Origin of the sequence: Streptomyces sp. AHU1 (genome assembly GCF_045343905.1) — a bacterium.
In the GTDB taxonomy this organism is placed as follows: Bacteria; Actinomycetota; Actinomycetes; order Streptomycetales; family Streptomycetaceae; genus Streptomyces; species Streptomyces triticiradicis.
In genome coordinates this window covers 1,035,001-1,054,145 of record NZ_CP174283.1, presented here as the reverse complement: position 1 = coordinate 1,054,145, position 19,145 = coordinate 1,035,001, and the positions used below count along the sequence as shown (strand labels likewise).

12 protein-coding genes and 1 pseudogene are annotated in these 19,145 nt (G+C 72.0%); 7 read left to right on the top strand and 6 right to left on the bottom strand.

The window, feature by feature from the left end; all coding sequences use genetic code 11:
* Positions 1–4: 4 nt before the first annotated feature.
* Positions 5–2,200 carry an FUSC family protein gene (locus ACICHK_RS04905; RefSeq protein WP_406835866.1) on the bottom strand — a complete coding sequence of 732 codons (2,196 nt, stop codon included), beginning with the start codon at positions 2,198–2,200 and terminating at the stop codon, positions 5–7.
* 605 nt (positions 2,201–2,805) lie between these two features.
* Here ACICHK_RS04905 and ACICHK_RS04900 point away from each other — a divergent pair.
* The 3 genes from ACICHK_RS04900 (at position 2,806) to ACICHK_RS04890 (ending at position 7,340) form a co-directional block, all read left to right on the top strand.
* The gene (locus ACICHK_RS04900; protein ID WP_406835865.1) at positions 2,806–4,872 is read left to right on the top strand and encodes a serine/threonine-protein kinase; all 2,067 of its coding nucleotides are present in this window, start codon (positions 2,806–2,808) and stop codon (positions 4,870–4,872) included.
* An 88-nt stretch (positions 4,873–4,960) separates the two neighbouring features.
* On the top strand, positions 4,961–6,043 hold the full coding sequence (locus ACICHK_RS04895; RefSeq protein WP_406835864.1) for a MerR family transcriptional regulator: 1,083 nt from the start codon (positions 4,961–4,963) through the stop codon (positions 6,041–6,043).
* A gap of 433 nt (positions 6,044–6,476) precedes the next feature.
* On the top strand, positions 6,477–7,340 hold the full coding sequence (locus ACICHK_RS04890) for a lamin tail domain-containing protein (RefSeq protein ID WP_406835863.1): 864 nt from the start codon (positions 6,477–6,479) through the stop codon (positions 7,338–7,340).
* A 200-nt stretch (positions 7,341–7,540) separates the two neighbouring features.
* Here the strand turns inward: ACICHK_RS04890 and ACICHK_RS04885 are convergent.
* From ACICHK_RS04885 to ACICHK_RS04875, 3 genes and pseudogenes are all read right to left on the bottom strand, one after another.
* Positions 7,541–7,795, bottom strand: a pseudogene (locus ACICHK_RS04885) (ATP-binding cassette domain-containing protein); the annotation flags it as partial.
* A gap of 57 nt (positions 7,796–7,852) precedes the next feature.
* Positions 7,853–8,953 (bottom strand): substrate-binding domain-containing protein, encoded by a 1,101-nt coding sequence (locus ACICHK_RS04880; protein WP_406835861.1) that lies wholly within the window; start codon positions 8,951–8,953, stop codon positions 7,853–7,855.
* Positions 8,954–9,096: 143 nt separating this feature from the next.
* Complete coding sequence (locus ACICHK_RS04875) at positions 9,097–10,110, bottom strand: LacI family DNA-binding transcriptional regulator (RefSeq protein WP_406835860.1); 1,014 nt, start codon at positions 10,108–10,110, stop codon at positions 9,097–9,099.
* Positions 10,111–10,269: 159 nt separating this feature from the next.
* Here ACICHK_RS04875 and ACICHK_RS04870 point away from each other — a divergent pair, with 159 nt between their 5' ends.
* The 3 genes from ACICHK_RS04870 (at position 10,270) to ACICHK_RS04860 (ending at position 15,054) form a co-directional block, all read left to right on the top strand.
* Positions 10,270–12,876, top strand: coding sequence for a PA14 domain-containing protein (locus tag ACICHK_RS04870; RefSeq protein ID WP_406835859.1), 2,607 nt, complete (start codon positions 10,270–10,272; stop codon positions 12,874–12,876).
* 164 nt (positions 12,877–13,040) lie between these two features.
* The gene (locus ACICHK_RS04865) at positions 13,041–14,243 is read left to right on the top strand and encodes an MFS transporter (protein WP_406835858.1); all 1,203 of its coding nucleotides are present in this window, start codon (positions 13,041–13,043) and stop codon (positions 14,241–14,243) included.
* A gap of 394 nt (positions 14,244–14,637) precedes the next feature.
* Complete coding sequence (locus ACICHK_RS04860) at positions 14,638–15,054, top strand: hypothetical protein (RefSeq protein ID WP_406835857.1); 417 nt, start codon at positions 14,638–14,640, stop codon at positions 15,052–15,054.
* Between the two features lie 132 nt (positions 15,055–15,186).
* On the opposite strand, the gene ACICHK_RS04855 is transcribed toward ACICHK_RS04860, so the two are convergent.
* The gene (locus ACICHK_RS04855) at positions 15,187–15,606 is read right to left on the bottom strand and encodes a winged helix-turn-helix transcriptional regulator (RefSeq protein WP_406835855.1); all 420 of its coding nucleotides are present in this window, start codon (positions 15,604–15,606) and stop codon (positions 15,187–15,189) included.
* 74 nt (positions 15,607–15,680) lie between these two features.
* On the opposite strand from ACICHK_RS04855, the gene ACICHK_RS04850 reads away from it, so the two are divergent.
* Complete coding sequence (locus ACICHK_RS04850; RefSeq protein WP_406835854.1) at positions 15,681–16,331, top strand: NADPH-dependent F420 reductase; 651 nt, start codon at positions 15,681–15,683, stop codon at positions 16,329–16,331.
* Between the two features lie 92 nt (positions 16,332–16,423).
* Here ACICHK_RS04850 and ACICHK_RS04845 read toward each other — a convergent pair whose 3' ends face one another.
* Positions 16,424–18,985 (bottom strand): bifunctional serine/threonine-protein kinase/ABC transporter substrate-binding protein, encoded by a 2,562-nt coding sequence (locus ACICHK_RS04845; protein WP_406835852.1) that lies wholly within the window; start codon positions 18,983–18,985, stop codon positions 16,424–16,426.
* Positions 18,986–19,145 lie beyond the last annotated feature (160 nt).

The following is a 19,145-nucleotide window of genomic DNA, read 5'->3' as shown; positions in this document are numbered from 1 at the left end:
CCCGTCACCCTCCCGTGCGGGCCGCGGTGTCGCGGGAGGCCGCCGGTCGCGCTCCGCCGTCCCGGACCGGAGGCGGCGGCTCGTCCGGACCGCTCCCGCCGATCGCCGTCAGCTCCGCCGCGAGGGTCCGCAGCCAGGTGTCGACGTCGACCAGCGCGGGCAGCACGGGCGCCGGGGCGGCGGAGACGACCTCGTGGGGGAGGGGCACCGGCGCCGCCAGGACTCCACCGGGAGGGAAGGCCGCCGCGTCGTCCATCGCCGCGGCCAGTCGCGCGGCCGACTCCCGGGCCCACCGGACCGCTTCGGGCGGCGCCGGACCGTACGCCTGACGGGGCAGCCAATGGGATCCGATCACCGCGTGGGAGGCGCAGTTGAGCGCCAGGTGCCAGTCCGGTCCGCTGGCGACGGGATCCCTGCCGCCCTCCGTCCGGTACTGCGCGTAGGCACCCTCGGCGATGCGGAGCCGGTGCCGGGTCAGCCGCAGCGCCTCCTCGGCCGCACCGCGTCGGGGCCGGGCGTCGCCGGAGGCGTGGACCACGGCGGAGGCGGTGGCCCGCACCAGGGGCGCCGCCGCGCGCAGCACCTCCGCCACCCCGCGCCGGACCTCGGCGTGGGCTCCGGCGGGCCACGCCAGCACGCCGCACACCAGCCCGATCGTGCAGCCCGCCAGGACATCGAGCAGCCGGGTCTCCGCGAGCCGCCAGTCGGCCGGAGCGAGCTGGCTGAAGGCGGTGGCGACGACCAGGGTGAACAGCCCCTGCGCCCAGGCCGGTCCCGCGATCGGCCCCACCGAGAAGGCCACGAACATCACCGGCACCAGCACGGCGGCGTACACCTCGACGGTGTCCCCGGCCCCGAAGATCAGCGCCCCGGCGGCCAGCGCGCCCACCAGCGTGCCGACCGCCGCCGAGCGCACCGTGGACCAGGTCGCTCCCGCGGTCGTGCGCCCCAGCGTCAGCACGGCCAGCAACACCCAGAAGCCGTGCGAGAGCTCCAGGGCTCCGGCCACGAGACGGGCCGCCCCGAGCCCCAGGGCCGTGCGTACGGCGTTCTGGAACAGGACCGAACGCAGGGTCAGGTTGCCGGTCAGGCGCAGTGTCAGGAGCCGCGCCGCGGACGGTCCCGCGTACCAGAACTGTTCGGGCGGCAGTCCCGCCGAGTCGCGGCGCCCGCCGATCGCCACGGCCACCGCCGCCTGGGCGGTCAGGGCCGAGGCCGCCGTGACCAGCAGGTCGGACCGGCATTCCAGCAGCCGCAGGGACGCCTTGGCGTCCGCGTCGGGTCCGGTGCCGGACGGACGTCCGCGTACGGCGACGAAGTCGGCGACCATCTCCTCCAGGGCCTCGGGTCCCGGAACGGCGCGAGTGCCGCGCAGGGCGCCCGCCGTCGCGGCGCAGCCCGCCGCGACACCGCGCAACAGCGCCTCGGAGGGCGGATCGGCGGCGGTCGCGGAGTCCGGCCGCTCGGCCGTCCGGGCCAGCTGGTCCAGTACCCGCCGGGTCGCCGCCCCGGCCTGCGCCAGCCCGCGGTCGGTGCGGCCCGCCCCGGTCGGACGCGAAGCCGGCGGCGCCTGCGACAGGCGCAGCGCCAGTCCCGCCTCGCGCAGGCGCCGTGCCCGCTCGGGAGCGTGACGGTGGCCCTGGGCGGACGCGAGTGCCGCGGAGGACGCGAGGTCCAGGGCGGCGGCGATCCGCGCGCGGTACGGCTGAACGGGCGGGGCGGGCAGGAGCAGCAACTCGCACAGGACCAGCAGGACGCCGCCGGCGAGCAGGCCGCCGAGCCGCTGTGGCAGGGTGTCCGGCGCGTACGGCGGGAAGCAGGCCAGTACGTAGAAGAGCAGCAGGCCCGGGAGCACGCTCGCCGCGGCCGGTCCGTACGCGGAGGCGAAGGAGAAGGTGAAGCCGATCACCAGCATTCCCGCGACGGCGGAGCCGGTCGTCACGGCGAGAGCGGTGCCGAGGGCTGTCAGCGCCACGGCCACCGGCAGCGCGAACAGGACCGTACGCGCCCGGTCCCGGCCGCCGCCCGGGACCGGGGAGAGGATGCCGAGCGCGATCGGCGTGAAGAGGGCGTAGACGGCGACGACCGGCCGGTCCAGGGCGTAGAGGGCCGAGTAGAAGCCGGTGGCGGACGCGACCGTGACCCGTGCCGACTGCCGCGCGGCCCGTACGCGACCGGGAGAGGGGGGCCGCTTCGGCATGGACGTTCCTTCCCCGGCGCCTCCCCGGGCCCGTCCCCGCCGTACGTCCATTGTCGGCCGGGAAGGAGGTACGGGCAGCACGACCGCGGTCGGCCAGGGGAGGCTCGGCCGACGGGACACCGCTCGGCCGGCCGGGCGGGCCGGTGGCCGAAGCGCTCCCGCGACCCGCGGAGGCCGGCGCCCCGCCGCCCGGACCGGGAGCCCCGGCCAGGACTTCACCGCGACCGCGCCAGGGACCGTACCCGAGGTCCTGACCCACGGCACGCCCGGCCGGCGTCCCCGATCCGCGCGGTCACGGGGCCACCGCCGATTTCTGCCTCAACAAGGTTTTCCCGTAAGGCAGTTGAACGGATCAGGGCGGGCGGGCGGCCGGTTGTCCGCGCTGCCCGCGACACGGTCCGCAAGCACATCGTCACCCGCCGGGCAAGAGCGCACCGCCTGATCAGGGGTTTCTCTATCCAGAAGGCGGACGAGCGCATAACATCCGGACGGGAAGTCACCCAAAAGGCCTGTGGAGGCAGCCTGCTGGACCCGGGCCCCCGCCTCCGACCCCCCGTCACATCTCCACCTGCTCGACCGTTCAGTCCCGCACGAAGGAACCATCAGTGAGCGAATCCGGATCCTCCGGAAGAGTCCAGCCGGCTCACGCCGGCGATCCCTCCCGAATAGGTCCGTACCGGATCGTCGGTCGTCTCGGTGCCGGAGGCATGGGTACCGTCCATGCCGGAGTGGCCCCCGACGGAATGCGTGTGGCGGTGAAGGTGATTCACCCCTCACAGGCTCAAGACCCCCATTTCAGGGCACGTTTCAGGCGCGAAGTGGAAATGTCCTCCCGTGTCGCCGGGCCCTACCTGATACCCCTGCTCACCGCCGACGCGAACGCCGCGAACCCGTGGCTGGCCACCGAGTACGTCGCCGGACCGACGCTGAACCAGCAGGTGCTCGCCCAGGGACGGCTCACCGGTCCCGGTCTGTACGCCTTCGCGGCCGCCACCGCGCAGGCGTTGTCCGCCGTCCACGCCGTCGGCGTGGTGCACCGCGACGTGAAACCGCAGAACGTCATCCTCACGCCCTCGGGCCCCCGGGTCCTGGACTTCGGGATCGCGCACGCCGACGACGACACCAGGGCCACCCACCCCGGAGCCACGACGGGCACCCCGGGCTGGATCAGCCCCGAGCAGTACCGGACGGGGGCCACCGGGCCCGAGGGCGACCTGTTCGCCTGGGGAGCGCTCGTGGCCTACGCGGCCACCGGAAGACCGCCCTTCGGGACCGGCGCGCCCGACGCGGTCGCGTTCCGCGTGACGTCCGGTGAACCCGACCTGGACGGCGTCCCCGCGTCCCTGCGCGAGATCGTGCGGAGGGCACTGTCCAAGGAACCCGGCGACCGTCCCTCGGCCGACGACGCCGCCGAGGAGTGCTTCGAACTCCTGGCCGCGCAGCTCATCCAGGCGATGCGCGCCGACACGTTGTTCACCCGGGCCGAGGACATGATCACAGCGGTCTGGGACATGCCTCCCGTGGACGATCCGGCGTGGCCGAAGCCCGCGAGACGCGGACGAAGGCCATGGGGCGGCATGCTCGTCGTCGCGGCGGCGGTCATCGGGGGGCTGGCGGGCGGAGTGATGGCCCTGATGCCCGGCAAGGCGGAGGGCGGCCGTCACGGAGCCTCCGACGTGTCCTCCGTTCCGGTGTCCTCCGTTCCCGCCTCCTCCACTCCCGTTTCCCCCACTTCCCTCTCCTCCGCTCCCGCCTCACTTCCGGCCGGACTCCCGAAGCCGTCCGGGGCGAGCACGAGGGCGAGCACGTCGAAGAAGCGGAAGCCGGCCGTGAGCGGCGGCCCGGCGAGCGCGGAGAGCTGGGCCGAAGCACGGCCGGCGCGGGGCGAGGGCGAGCACGACGTGGCGCGTGCGGTCCTGCGCGACCAAGGTCTTCTCGTCCAGGAGCTCGGCGACGGCATCGACCTCACCCCGGGAACCGTGAGGTTCCACGTCCCGCGCGGGGAGGTCTACCTCTCGTACCGGCTCTCCTCCGACGAGCCGGGAACGATGTACGCGGAGACGGAGGTCGCCGACCTGATGTGCCGGACGCTGCGGGACGCCGTCCTGCGGCTGCACCCGGACCTGCCGTACCGCACCTACGTCATGGTGAAGGAGACGACGGGCCATGACCCGCAGGTGACCTGGGACGACGGCTTCACCACCGGCGCGCGGTGCGCGTCGGCCGACGACGACGCCCTGGACCCCTCCTACGCGGGGCTGGGCTGGGAGCCGGACGAACAGGGCCTCGGCCAGGCCATGATTCCCAGTACCGACAGCGACGAGATCGACGTCGCGGACCGTGCGACCAGGAAGATCATCGAGCGGACGAACGGGATGCGCGGGACCCTCGGCACCGAACGCGAGCTCGGCAACGCCGAACTCAAGATGGGCTTCGATCCAGGGCACTCGGCGATGTACGTGTGGTCGGACTACAGGACCTGGAACCAGGAGCAGACCGCGGCCTGGGCCGACATGGCGGCGGGCGAGGCGTGCCGGGCCCTGGTGAGGCAGCGGGACGGCGCGGGCGACACGTGGCCGTACTCCCGCTACGCCGTGGCGGAGAAGAGCGGGTCCGGCTATCTGATGATCCGTTGGGGCACGGCCGGAACGCCGGCCGACTGCCCGGTCTGACCCGGGCCCGGCCGAGAGCCACCCGGGCGTGACCGGAGTTGACCCTCGACATGGTCGAGGGTCCAGGGTTCCGGGTGTGGAGAGCGAGATGCGCAGCATCGGTGAGATGGCCCGGGACAGCGGGCTGAGCGTGAGCGCCCTGCGGTTCTACGACCGTGGTGGCGTGCTGGTCCCCGCCTGGGTGGATCCGGTGAGCGGCTACCGCTGGTACGACCCCGGGCAACTGGAGGAGGCACGGTTGCTGGCCCGGCTGCGCCGGGCCGCCATGCCGTTGGCGGACATCCGCATGGTGCTCGCCGGCTGGTCCGGCGCGGACACCGACCTGGTGCGCAAGCTGCTCCAGGAGCATCTACGCCGCCTCGAGGCCGGTCTGTCCGACGCCCGCAACGAGTTCTCCACGCTCCGAGCACTTCTCGAAAGCAGGGAGAAACCCATGACGTCCCCCAGGACCGCCGCCGTCCGTCTGTCCGTCCCCGCGCCGGAACTCGCCGACGCGCTGGACGCGGTCCGTTTCGCCGCGAGCAGGGACCCGGAACTGCCCATGCTCGCCGGTGTCCTGTTCGACATCGAGGGCGGGACGCTCGACGTGGTGGCCACGGACCGGTACCGGATGGCCGTCGCGCGGGCGAGCGCCGACGGGCACACCGGCACCCGCGTGCAGACCATCGTTCCGGCCCCGCTCGTGGACGCGATGCGGGCCCTGCTGAACGGCGGGGAACCGGTCCGGCTCGCCGTCGACGGCGACCGCGTGACGCTGGAGAGCGGAGACGGGCAGACGGCCGGCCACTGCCTCGACCACGACTTCCCCGACTACCGCCGCCTCGTCCGCACGCCGGACGGCCGCGAGGCCCTGGTCGACACGGCGGCCTTCCGGGAAGCGGTGAGGACCGGCCCCGTCGTCACGGGCGAAGCGAGCGGACCGGGTGGGACGGCCGCCGACCTCAGCCTGCTCAAGGTGACGGACGACGGAACGGTGACCCTCGGTGAGGACCGGTGGGGCGACCAGAACCAGGTCGCCGTCAACCGGGAGTACCTGCTGCACGCGCTCGACGCCGGAGCCCGCGACCGGCTCGTTCTGGAGATCGGCGCTCCCACCGCGCCCATCGCGATCCGGCGGCCCGACGACGAGCACACGTTCTCCGTACTGATGCCGGTCCGTCTGGAGAACTGAGCGGGTCCGCCCGTCAGGGGGGGGCCGGGACGCACGAGTGCTCGGGTGAAGGGCTCGCCGATGCGTCGCGACACGCTTCTTCCGCGGGACCGGACCGGAAGGGTGTTACTCACTTTCGGGTGACCGGCCGGTGACGTGTGCTGACGCGAGAGATGCCCTGATTCGACCAGGATGCTTCGGGAGTAAGGGAGTTGAGGATGACAGTCCATCACTTTTCAGCTTTCCGTAGTTAAAGGCCATATACAGATGCCTGTAACTGATATGTCCGTAATCTGTAACAGCGGTCGGGTGTCGTCCGTCCCGGGCGGGGATGTGGAGCAAGTTATGAGTCCTCGGCCACCGGGCCGGGACTCGCACAGGGTCGCACCGTGCGGGTTCCCCGCGAGGGGGGCCCGCACGGGGTGTGCCGGCTCTCGAACCTTGAGGAGCTTTCATGTCCGTTTCCACGTCTGTCACTGCCCGCCGTGTGGCGGCCGCGGCCATCGCGGCCGGCGCTCTGGTCGGTTCGGCCTCCGTGTCGGCCTCGGCCGCGGAGCCGCGCTTCGAGCGCTCGCACGTCTCCATCAGCAGGGTGCAGGCCAACGCGCCGGGCTTTGACGACCGCTCCGCCCGTTCCCTGAACGCGGAGTGGGTGGAAATCACCAACTCGGGCCGTCGCGGCATCGACCTGGACGGCTGGACGCTGTCGGACCGGGACGGCAACCGCTACACCTTCGACGACTACCGTCTGGCCGGGCGTTCCACCGTCCGCGTCCACACCGGCTACGGCCGCGACACCAGCCGTGACCTCTACCAGGACCGCCGCAACGAGGTGTGGGACAACCACTCCGACACCGCCACGCTGCGCACCGAGCGCGGCCGCTTCGTCGACAGCGTCTCCTGGGGCCGACACCACGACCGTGACGACCACTGGGGCCACTGGGACGACCGTGGCCACGGGCGTCACGACCACCGGGGTCACGGAGACGACCGCGGTCATGGCCGTCACGACCACCGGGGTCACGGGGACGACCGCGGTCACGGCCGTGACGACCACCGCCGTGACGACCACGGGCGTGGAGACAACCGCGGCCACGGCGACAACCGTGGGCATGGCCAGGGTCACCAGGGTCAGGGCCAGGGTCAGGGCCAGGGCCAGGGCCAGGGCCAGGGGCAGGGCCACCAGGGCCAGGGCCAGGGCCAGGGCCAGGGCCAGGGCCAGGGCCAGGGCCAGGGCCAGGGGCACCAGGGACAGGGCCAGGGGCAGGGCCAGGGACAGGGCCAGGGGCACCAGGGTCAGGGCCACCAGGGTCACTGAACAGCGCCTGAAGGTACTCCCGTTCAGGATGCTTCCGGTGGCATCCGGTCGGGACGTGGAGATGACCGGCCGTAGTGCCGGACCCGATCGGACCCGGTGAAGGCACGAACCCGCAGGACGGCATCACCACGGAAGACCCGCACCGACCGGTGCGGGTCTTCCGTTTCCGGGCGCGGACGGGATCCCGGCCCTCACAGCACCCGGCGCCTGCGCCCCAGCCAGGTCTGCGCGATGACGACGACGCCCAGGAAGGCGCCGTACTCTTGGTAGATGGTGGAGATCCCCGCGTGCTGCGCCTGGAGCGGGGTGGCGAAGCGGACCGGGGCGCCGTCGTACGTCACCTCGCCCTCGTCGGGCCGGTGGACGCCGGTGAGGACCTTGATGAGGGTCGACTTGCCCGCGCCGTTATCGCCGATGAGGGCGTGCGCCTCCCCGGTGCGGGCCGTGAAGTCCATGGAGGACAGGGCCTTCACGCCGGGGAAGGTCTTCGACAGGACTTCACCGACAACATGTCAGTAGGCCTTGCCCAGGTCGGACTTGGCGTTGTCCTTGGTGTACGCGCTGTCCTGGATGACGATGTCCTGGGAGACCTTCTCGCCCTTGGTGAAGGTGTCCAGGGTCTGGAAGGCGAGCGGCCCGAAGCGCGGGTTGGACTCGACGACACCGTCGATCCAGCCGTCGACGATGCCCTGGACGGCGTTGCGGGTGCCGTCGATCGTCACGATCTTCACCGCGCCCGGCTTCTTGCCGGCCCCCTTGAGGGCGTTGACCGCGCCGAGCCCCATCTCGTCGTTCTCGGCGTAGATCCCGGTGATGCCGGGCTTGGACTGGATGAGGTTCTCGGTGACCGACTGGCCCTTCTCCCGGGCGAATTCACCGGTCTGCTTGAAGACGATCTCGAGGCCCGGGGCCTTCTCCTCGATGCGGTCCTCGAAGCCCTTGGTGCGTTCGGTCGTCACGTTGTTGCCCGCGGCGCCGAGCAGGATCGCGATCTCGCCCTTGCCGCCGGTCGATTCGATCATCTGGTCCGCGGCGCGCTTGCCCTGCTCCACGAAGTCGGAGCCGATGAAGCTCACGTAGTCCTTGCAGGCGGTGGCGTTGATCTTGCGGTCGATGGTGACGATCGGGATGTGCTTGGCGGACGCCGAGCGCAGGACCGGTTCCCAGCCGTCGGAGTTGAGCGGCGCGATCACGAGCAGGTCGGCGCCCTTGGCGATGAGGTCCTGGACGTCGCTGATCTGCTTGGAGAACTGCGACTGGGCGTTGGCCGTCAGCAGTTTCACGCCCTGCTTGTCCGCCTCGGCCTTGATCGACGCGGTCTCCGCGATCCGGAAGGGGTTGGCCTCCTTCTCGGACTGGGAGAAGCCGACGGTGGCCGACTTCAGATCGATCTTCTCGGCGCCGTAGGCGTCGATCGCGCAGGTCGGTCCCGAGCCCGTGGACGGCGAGGCGACGACCTGTCCCTGCTCGCTCCGGCTCGCGGAGCCCTTGTCCTTGTCCGCGGTGTCGTCCTCGGACTTCGCGCACCCGGAGACGAGCGCGAGGCTCGTGACGAGGCCGGTGGCGAGGAGGGTTCTGGCGGAGGTGCGATGACGTGGTGCGAGCGGCTTCATGGAGTCCCCAAACGGCGCGGCCCCGGCGCTGAGAGCGCTCCCGGGGATGATCGGCTCTTGCGATCAACTCGGTGTACTCGTCGTTCCGGGGAGGTTTTTATATCGTTGGAAGAAGCCTGTAAACCCCTCCGTCCGAAATCCCGTCAGCGCCGTCCCAGCGTGCTCTCGCGCTCGACCAGCGTGAAATCCGCGGTCAGTTCACGTCCGCCGGGCTCGGTCCGGCCCGACAGGCTGCGCAGCAGGGAGGCCACCGCCATCCGGGCGATGGCCTGCTTGTCCGGCGAGATCGTCGTCAGGGTGACCGCTCCGAAACGCCCCTCCTCGATGTCGTCGAAGCCCACCACCGCCACGTCCCAGGGCACCCGCAGACCGCGTTCGTGCAGCACCCGCATCGCACCGATCGCGACCAGGTCGTTGTACGCGAAGACGGCGTCCGGACGGACCCCGGAGTCCAGCAGCCGGGCCATGGCCCGCGCGCCCTCGTCGCGGTCCCAGCCGCCGACCGGCACCACGAGTTCGTCGGGCGCGGGCACCCCGGCCTCCGTCAACTCCTCGCGCCAGCCCGCCAGTCGCAGATGTGCCGGCCGGTTGGCCGAATCCGTACGGGCGCCCAGGTAGGCGATCCGCGAGCGTCCCCGGCTCAGCAGGTGGCGTACGGCGCTGCGCGCGGCCGACACGTTGTCGATCGCGATGTGGTCGTAGGGCAGTTCGTACTGCCGCTCGCCGAGCAGCACGAGCGGCACGTCGTCGGTGCGCGAGCGCAGGTCCTCGTCCTCCAGCTCCAGCGGGCTGAGGATCAGACCGTCGATGACATTGGCCCGGAAGCCCTGGCTGACCAGCACCTCCTGCTCGCGGTCGCCGCGGGTGTGGTCGAGCAGCACGGTGAACTCGTGCTCGGCCGCCGCGTCGATGACGGCCCCCGCCAGCTCCGCGAAGTACGGGTTGCCGAGCTCGGGGACGGCGAGGGCGATGATGCCCGTGCGTCCTTTGCGCAGGTGGCGTGCCGTGAGGTTCGGCCGGTAGCCCAGCTCGTCGATCGCCTCCTGGACCCGTGCCCGCATGGCCGGGGTGACGTGCGGATAGTTGTTCACGACGTTCGAAACCGTCTTGATCGAGACGCCGGCGCGCTCCGCGACGTCCTTCAGGCTGACCCGCAAGGGATCTCCTCTTCATCGATGTGCGCCTCTGCCGCCTGGGCTTTTGTCATGACCCTGGACAGGGGTCGGGACCCGTGCTGTGATGCCCACTCCCGCTACTTCCAACGTTGTACAGACTGAAGCAACGAGCCGCCACCCTTCCTCAGCCAAGGAGGATCCGTGCGCAAAAGCAGACTCCGAACCCATATGGCACTCCTGTTCGTCGCGGTACTGGGCCTCGCGGGGCTCACCGCGACCCCCGCCGCCACGGCCGCCGGCGACCCCGTCGAAGTCCACGGCCTGAAGGGCGAGTACTACACCCAGTCCGCCCCCGGCGCCTTCGACTTCCACGAGCTCAAGGCCACCGGATTGGACACCAACCTCGACTTCGACAACCTGGAGCCCCGGCTCTCCTTCGCCACCGGACGGTCGGACGACGTCAACGTCCGCTGGACCGGCCGGATCGTCCCCGAGAAGACCGGCCCGCACACGTTCTCGATCATCGGGGACAACGGCTTCAGGCTGTGGATCGACGGACGCCTCGCCATCGACCACTGGGTCGACGACTGGGACCGCGAACAGACCGCCCGGCCCATCGACCTGACCGCCGGACAGGCCTACGACATCAAGGTCGAGTACTTCGAGCACTTCGGCGGCTCCAACCTGCACCTGCGCTGGACCCCGCCCGGCGGCACCAGGACCGCCGTCCCGCAGTCGGCGCTCCGGCTGCCCGAGGGCTACGCCTACGACGGTGCGATCGCCACCACGGTCCAGGGCGACGGCCGCACCCTGCGCCTCGACTTCGCCCAGCCGCTCACCGCGCCCCCCGCCGGTCTCACCGACCACGTCGAAGCCGTCATCGGCGGCGCCAAGTGGCCGCTGTCCACGGCGAAGCTGGACCCGGCCGACCCCAAGTCCCTCATCGTGGGCCTGAAGGAACCCGTCGTCGGCAACAAGACCGGCACGGCCAAGGGCACCGCCGACCTGCGCTACGACGGCAAGGGCGGCCTCTCCGGCACGAACGGCAACGTTGTCAGCGCCTTCTGGAGCAGCGGCCCCAACCGCTCCACCCACGAGCTGCGCACGAAGTGGGCCGACCAGGTCGAGGCCGGCAAGACCCGCACCGAGTACCCCCGGCCCCAGCTCACCCGGACCGACTGGCGCGGCCTCGACGGCACCTGGCAGTTCGCCCCGGCCAAGGCCGGCGAACAGCCCCCGGTCGGCAAGAAGCTCGCCGAGAAGATCCGCGTGCCCTACCCGGTGGAGTCCCAGCTCTCCGGCATCGAACGGCACGAGGACCGCATGTGGTACCGGCGCACCTTCACCGTGCCCGCCGACTGGAAGGTCGGCTCCGGCAAGCGCCTCCAGCTCAACTTCGGCGCCGTCGACTGGCGGGCCGAGGTCTACGTCAACGGCACCGAGGTCGCCGAACACCAGGGCGGCTACGACAAGTTCAGCGCCGACATCACCGCCGCGCTCAAGCCCGGCCGCCGCACCCAGGAACTGATCGTCGGCGTCTACGACCCGACCGACGCGCAGAACGGCGAGAACCCGCCCGTCGGCAAGCAGCGCATCGACCCCAGCGGCATCTGGTACACCCCGTCCTCCGGAATCTGGCAGACGGTCTGGATGGAGCCGGTCGCCTCCGCCCACGTCGACTCGCTCGAGCTGACGCCCGACGTCGAGAACGGCCGGCTCACCGTCGAGCCGAAGGGCGTACGGAACGGAGTGCGGGTCACCGCGACCGCGTACGCCGGACACCGCGAGGTCGCCACCGTCAAGGGCCGCACCGGGCGGCCGCTCGTCCTGAAGATCACGAACCCGCACCTGTGGTCACCCGACGACCCCTTCCTCTACGACCTGAAGGTGAGCGTCGGCGCCGACCGCGTCGGCAGCTACTTCGGCATGCGGTCCATCGCCGTGGAGCAGGTGGGCGGAACCCCGCGCACCGTCCTCAACGGCAAGCCCGTCTTCATGATGGCCACCCTCGACCAGGGATTCTGGCCGGACGGCCTCTACACCGCGCCCACGGACGAAGCCCTCGCGTACGACCTGAAGGCGCACAAGCGGATGGGCTTCAACGCGGTCCGCAAACACATCAAGGTGGAACCCGACCGCTGGTTCTACTGGGCGGACAAGCTCGGCCTGATGGTCTGGCAGGACATGCCCGCCATGACCGCCGGGGTCAACCCCGGCGGCGCGTCCCGTGCCGAGTACGAGCGCGAGATGAAGCAGATGATCGACGAGCACATCAGCAGCCCGTCGGTCGTCATGTGGGTCACCTTCAACGAGGGCTGGGGCCAGTACGACGAGGCACGCATCGCCGACCAGGCCAAGTCCTGGGACCCGACGCGCCTGATCAACTCCATGTCGGGCATCAACCTCGGCGTGGACGGCGGCACCGGCGACATCATCGACGAGCACGGCTACCCGAGCCCCGCGCTGCCGCCGAACCCGGACGGGAAACGGGCCCTGGTCAGTGGCGAGTACGGCGGCCTCGGACTCGCGGTGCCCGGACACGCCTGGTCCGTCCAGCAGTCCTACGTGGACGTCGACCCCTCGGCGTACACCGACGACTACCTCGCCCGGCTCGCCGAGGTGCACAAACTCGCCTGCAAGGGCGGCAACGGCGCCGTCTACACCCAGATCTCGGACGTGGAGGGAGAACTGAACGGCCTGATCACCTACGACCGCAAGGTGGTCAAACCCGACGTGGCCCGGCTGAAGGCCGCCCACGAGGCGCTGATCCACGACGCCTCCCAGGCGGCACCGGCCGGCTGCTCCTGACGACGAGGCGCCCGGCACACGCCTGCCCGCTGCTCCGCGTGCGCCTCGCCCAGGCCCCCTGACGGGCCGTCGGCGTGGTCCGTCCTCCCCTCGCGGGAGGGCGGACCACGCCCGGCGGCACGTCGGGCCGGACCGCGGCGGCCCACGACGTTACTGTCGGCGGCATGGACGGTGATCGCCGAGGATGGAGCCGGTGTCTGCTCAGCGGGGCGGTGTTCGCCGTCTGCATGGCCGGCACCACACTGCCGACCCCGCTGTACGGCCTCTACCAGGAGAAGTTCGGATTCTCCGAGCTGACCGTCACCGTCGTGTACGCCGTGTACGCCTTCGGGGTCATGGGCGTGCTGCTGCTCGCGGGCAACGCCTCCGACTCGGTGGGCCGACGGCCGGTGCTCCTGTGGGGCCTCGGATTCGCGGCGGCGAGCGCCGTCTGCTTCCTGTGCGCCACCGGCCTCGGCTGGCTGTACGCGGGACGGCTGCTGTCGGGCCTGTCCGCGGGCCTGTTCACCGGGGCCGCCACGGCCTACGTGATGGAGCTGGCACCGCCGGGCGGCGCCGCCCGGGCCACCTTCGTCGCGACGGCCGCCAACATGGGCGGACTCGGCTGCGGTCCGCTGCTCGCGGGCCTCCTCGCGCAGTACGCGCCCTGGCCGCTGTACCTGCCGTTCGTCGTCCACCTCGTCCTGGTGGCCCTCTCGGCCGTCGTGCTGCTGCGGCTCCCGGAGACCGTACGCGAACGCCGGCCGCTGAGCACCGTACGACCGCAACGGCCCGGCCTGCCCGCCCAGGTGCGACCGGTGTTCGGACCGCCCGCGATCGCCGCGTTCGTGGGGTTCGCCCTGTTCGGGGTGTTCACCTCCGTGAGCCCCGCGTTCCTCGCCGAGTCCCTGGACGTGACCGACCGCGCGGTGAGCGGACTGGTCGTCGCCCTCGCCTTCTTCGCCTCGACCGCAGGTCAGCTCGCCGTCGGCCGGGTCGGCGCGGTCCGGTCGCTGCCCCTGGGCTGCGCCGCGCTCCTCGGCGGCCTCGCGCTGCTCGCCGGCGCGCTGCGCTGGGACCTCCTGGTCCTGGTGGTGCTGAGCGCGATCGTCGGCGGGGGCGGTCAGGGCCTGGCGTTCCGCGGAGCCCTCACCACCGTGGCCGAGGCCTCTCCCGAGCACCAGCGCGCGGCGGTGATCTCCACCCTGTTCGTGGTCGCCTACGCGGGCATCTCGGTACCGGTGATCGGAGTCGGCGTGCTGGTGGGCCCGATCGGCCTGGAGGGCGCCGGGCTCGTGTTCATCGCCTGCATGGCCGTCCTGGTCTCGGTCGCGGGCGTCTACCTGCTCCGTCGGCCGACTCCGGCCGAGCCCGGTCGTAACGCCTGACTCACCCTGGGGTTTCACGCCCTGAGGTGGTGCGAGGCCCTTGGCGGGGCGGGCGCGGAAGAGCAGGTCGCTCAGGACATGATGTCCGGCTGTCGGGGTCCGTCGCCGTGGTCGGCGCACGACCTGCGCACCCGCCTCGTGGCCATCACGGACGAGGGCTTCTCCGCTCGCTGCGCGCGTTCCGGCGAGGAGGGCGCGAAGTGCGCTCTGCGGCACACCGCGTTCGTGCCGGCAGTGGGCGCGGCGACATGCGTCCGGGTGCCCGGACCGGGGCAGCGGCGGACCCGCCCGCCTGCGGTGATCGTAGGGTGGGCCGTCGCCTGTTCGTGGTGGGCCGGAGCCGTCGGCGCGTGTGCGCTGTCCGGTTCGCCCGCCCGGTCAAGAGGAGTTCGCCGTGCCGCCGCGTTTCGAGACCGCTCGCTTCCACGTCGAGTCGGGCCCCGATTCCCTCTTCGTGCGGGTCCGTCACATCCTGCGCGAGCCGGTGCGGTTGACGGCCCGCGGCGGCCATGTCGTCGAGCGCGCCGGCCAACGGGACTCTCCCGTCGAGGAGTTGGTGTGCTTCGACCCGGGTGGCTGGGAACTGGTCTCGGCCGAGGTACGTACGGACACCGGCAAGTGGGTGAAGTCGACCTGGCGGGTGCGGGCGGACGGGCGGGACTGGTGGGTCGTGGTCGGGTTGGGCAACGCGCTCGTCACCGTCATCGACGTGGACCCGTGGCGGCGGGGGAGGGGCCAGGGCGTCGTTGTCGAGGGGCCCTTGTACGCCAAGGTCGCCGCCGTCAACACGGAGCTCATGCGGGGGGCCTGAAACCCGGACCGGAGCCGGTACGAGTGGCGCGGTGATGCCGGCGGAGAGGCCGGGCCACCGGACGTCGGAGATCGAGGCCGATCGGTGAACGAGAGCATCGCCGTGGGCGAGCCGGCCGCACCGGCCGGACGGTCAGGGACCTTCGGAGGGAGGCACGGGTGGTCCGGGCGGGGCGACCGTCCGGGGCACCCTTCGCGCGGTGGGTGTGTCCGCCGCTTCCTGGGCCGCCATGACCTCGTCACCGTACTCGAAGGCCCATGCGCCGGCGGCGTCGATGGGGGCCAGCAAGGTCCGGCCCAGAGCGGTGAGCCGGTACTCGACCCGTGGTGGCGCGCCGGGATGCGCCTGCCGGTCGACCAGCCCGTTGGACTGCAGCCGCCGCAGGGTCTCGGTGAGGACCTTGGAGCTGATGCCCCCGATCCGTTCGCGTAGTTCGACCGGGCGGCTGGGGCCGTCACGCAGTGCCCAGAGCACCACGGCGTTCCAGGTGTTGGAGAGCAGGTCGAAGGCGAGGCGGGCGCGGCAGTCCGCGAGGAAGGCGTCGGTCGTCACGTACCGAATGGTGCCCGAACGGCCTTCTAGTGTCGGTGCGATCGCTCGAAGCGGACACGGAGAGGGAACGTGTGATGAGGATCGGCGTACTGGGAACGGGCAACATGGCCGACGCGCTCGCCACCCACTGGGCGCGGGCCGGGCACGAGGTGACCATCGGGGGGCGGGACCCGCACAAGGCGCGGCGGCTCGCGCAGCGCGTCGGGGGCGGGGCGGAGTCCGGCAGCCCGCGTTCGGCGGCCGAGTCCGGCCAGGTGGTGCTGGCCGCGCTGCCCTTCGAGGCGGGAGCGGCGGTGGCGGGGGAACTGCGCGCGGTTCTGGAGGGCAAGGTGGTGATCGACTGCTCCAACCCGGTCGGGCCGGGCTTCCGGCTGCTGACGCGGGGAGGTCTCTCGGCCGCGGAGCGACTGGCCGCGGCGGCACCCGGAGCCCATGTGGTCAAGGCCTTCAACCTCTGCCACGAGGACGTGTGGCGCATGCGGCCGCCGGTCTTCGACGGGCGGCCGTTGGCCGTGCCGGTCTGCGGGGACGACGGGACGGCTCTCGCGCGGGTGCGCGAGCTGGTGCGGGACGTGGGCTGCGAACCCGTGGCCGGCGGTGGTCTCGAACGGGCGGGGCTGCTGGAGGCGACCGCCGCGCTGTTCATCGCCCTGTGGGTCGGCGAGGGAGCGGACGCGCAGGCGATCGCACCTCCGCTGGCGTACGCGGCCGGCCCGGTGCAGTAGGGGCAGGTCCGGATCGCGGCCTTCACCCGGCCGGCCCGGGAACGGGGTCGCGAGCGGACAGGATCCAGCTGCCGGTCCCGGGGCGGCGGGCGTCAGGAAGGCGCGGTGCCGCTGGTCACGGTGGTCCATCGGCCGCCGGCCACCGAACACACCGTCAGACGCCGGTTGCGGGTGTCGCCGTACTCGTCGAAGGCGACGCGGCCCGTGACCCCGTCGAAGGAGAGCCGGGCCACGGCTTGTGACATCTTCGCGCGCGCGTCCTGGGGGAGGGTGCCGCCATTGTCCTTCACGAGGGACTTCACGGCCTCGACGAGGCTCCAGGTCGCGTCGTAGGCGTACGGTCCGTACCAGTCGGTCTGGTCCTGGTACCCGGCTTCGCGGTACCGGGCGAGGAAGTCCGCCCCGCCCGCCTGTTCCTCGACGGGCACGCCGATGTTGACGGAGAGGTCGCCGTCGGCCTTCGGGTTGGACGCGATGAACTCCTGGTCGAGGATGCCGTCGCCACCCATCAGCGGGATGGCGGCCCCGGCCTGCTTGAGCTGCTTGGAGAGCGGCCCGGCGGTTTCGGAGTAGCCGCCGAAGTAGACGGCGTCGGCGCCCGAGGCCCGGATCCTCTTGGCGAGGCCGGAGAACTCGCTCTGTGCGGAACCGACCTGCTCCGTGCCGACCACGGTCCCGCCGAGCTTCTCGAACTCGGCCGTGAAGCCGGAGGTGAGGGCGGTGCCGTACGCGCTGTCGTCGTCGATGACGTACAGCTTGCCCTTCCCGGCCTCGGTGTGGAGGTAGCGGGCGGCGAACGGCCCCTGGTCCACGTCCGTGGTCATGGTGCGGAAGTACGTGCCGTACGGACGGGACCTGGTGCCCGCGGCCCAGTCGGGCCCCAGCGTCAGCTCGGGAGCGGTGTTGCCCGGTGAGACGTTGACCAGGTCCGCCTCGGCCAGGGGTGCCGCCATGGCCCGGGCCACGCTGGAGCTCAGCGGTCCGACGACGCCCAGCACCTTGGCGTCGGACACGAAACCGGCCGCGTTCGACGTGCCCTTGGCGGGGTCGGAGGCGTCGTCCAGGGCCTTGATCTCGAACTTCACGCCGGGGACGTACTTTTTCTCGTTCGCGGTCCTGACCGCCAGGTCGGCGGAGTTCCGGATGCCCACGCCCGTCGGGGACACGGCGCCGGTGAGCGGTGCGTCCACCCCGATCACCACCGTGACGGCGGGAGCCGCGGCGCCGTTGCCGGACGCCTTGCCGCCGGTCCCTCCACCGGGTGTCCCGTCCTCGCCCGAGAGGGTCCAGGTCAGGACGGAGCCGGCCGCGAGTGTGGCCAGTGCCGTGGCCAGGACCACGGAACGCCGGGTGAGGGCGCGCGCCCGTACCGGCTTCGGCTCGCCCGGCTCCATCTCGGCCGTCGTTTCCGGCGGGACCGGATCCTCGGCCGGGGGCACGGGGGCGGGGATCCGCGGCGGGTCGGCCGGTCGTTCCGGTACGGGGCGCGGAGTGTCGGCCGGGGACGCCCCGGAGTCCAGGAGCGTGGGCTCATGCGGCACATGTCGCTCACTCGGCTCGCGCGGCTCGCGCGGCTCGCGCGGCTCGCGCGGCTCGCGCGGCTCGCGCGGCTCGCGCGGCTCGCGCGGCTCGCGCGGCTCGCGCGGCTCGCGCGGCTCACTCGGCTCGCGCGGCTCGCGCGGCTCACGTTGCCCGCGCGGATCGGAGGGCTTGGGGGGCTTGGAAGGCTTGGGGGGTACCGGGAGCGGTGCCCGCTCCGTCGCGGCGTCCGGTGAGGGACCGCCCTCGGGCCCCGGCTCCTGCTCGGCGGCCGCCTCCTCCCGGGCCGGGAGGGAGCGCAGCGCCGCCGCCAGCATCGCGGCGGCCTCGATCGTGCTCACCCGCTGCTCCGGGTCCTTCGTGAGCAGCGCTTCCAGTACGGGCGCGAGCGGTCCGGCGTGGACCGGCGGCCGGTACGGGCGGGTGAAGACGGCCACGGCCAGGGCGTGGAGCCCTTCCGCGGCGAAGGGCGGCTGCCCCTCGACGGCGTGGTACAGCGTGGCGCCGAGCGCCCACAGGTCGTTGGCGGGGGTCGGGCGCTTGCCCTCCAACTGCTCCGGGGACATGTACTGCGGCGTGCCGATGACGATCCCGCTGTGGCTCAGCTTGGTCGTGGCGTCCGCGAGGTGCGCGATGCCGAAGTCGGTGAGGACGACCCGGTCCTTGGACAGGAGCACGTTGTCCGGCTTGATGTCGCGATGGACGATCCGCGCCTCGTGCGCCTCGGCGAGCGCGTCGAGCACGGCGGCGCCGATCTCCGCCACTCGCCGCGCCGGCAGTCGGCCCTCCTGGCGGATGACGGCCGCCAGGGACTGCCCGCGGACGAGTTCCATGACGATCATGGGGGCGCCGTTGTGCTCCACGACGTCATGGATCGTGATGATCCCGGTGTGGCTGAGAACGACCGCCGCCTGAGCCTCGGCGGTGAAGCGCCGGAGCAGCGTGGCGCGGTCGTCCTCTTCCATCCCCGGCGGGAAGAGGATTTCCTTGATGGCGACCTCGCGTCCGAAGAGCTGCTGGTCCAGGCCGCGCCAGACCTGGCCCATACCGCCCTGGCCAATGCGTTCGACCAGCCGGTACCGGCCGGCGATGAGTTCGGAGTTCTGCTCGGTCACGCGCACACTCTAGATCCTGTTGAGCCATTCAGGTGAGGGGAAAATGGCTTGATCGAGCTGCTGGGGGTGAGCGTGGGAGTGAGCCGGGTGCAGGGCCCGGAGCAGATTTCCGCCGCTCCGTCGGGACCCCGCTCGCGCTTGCGGGCCGTCCCTCCTGGAC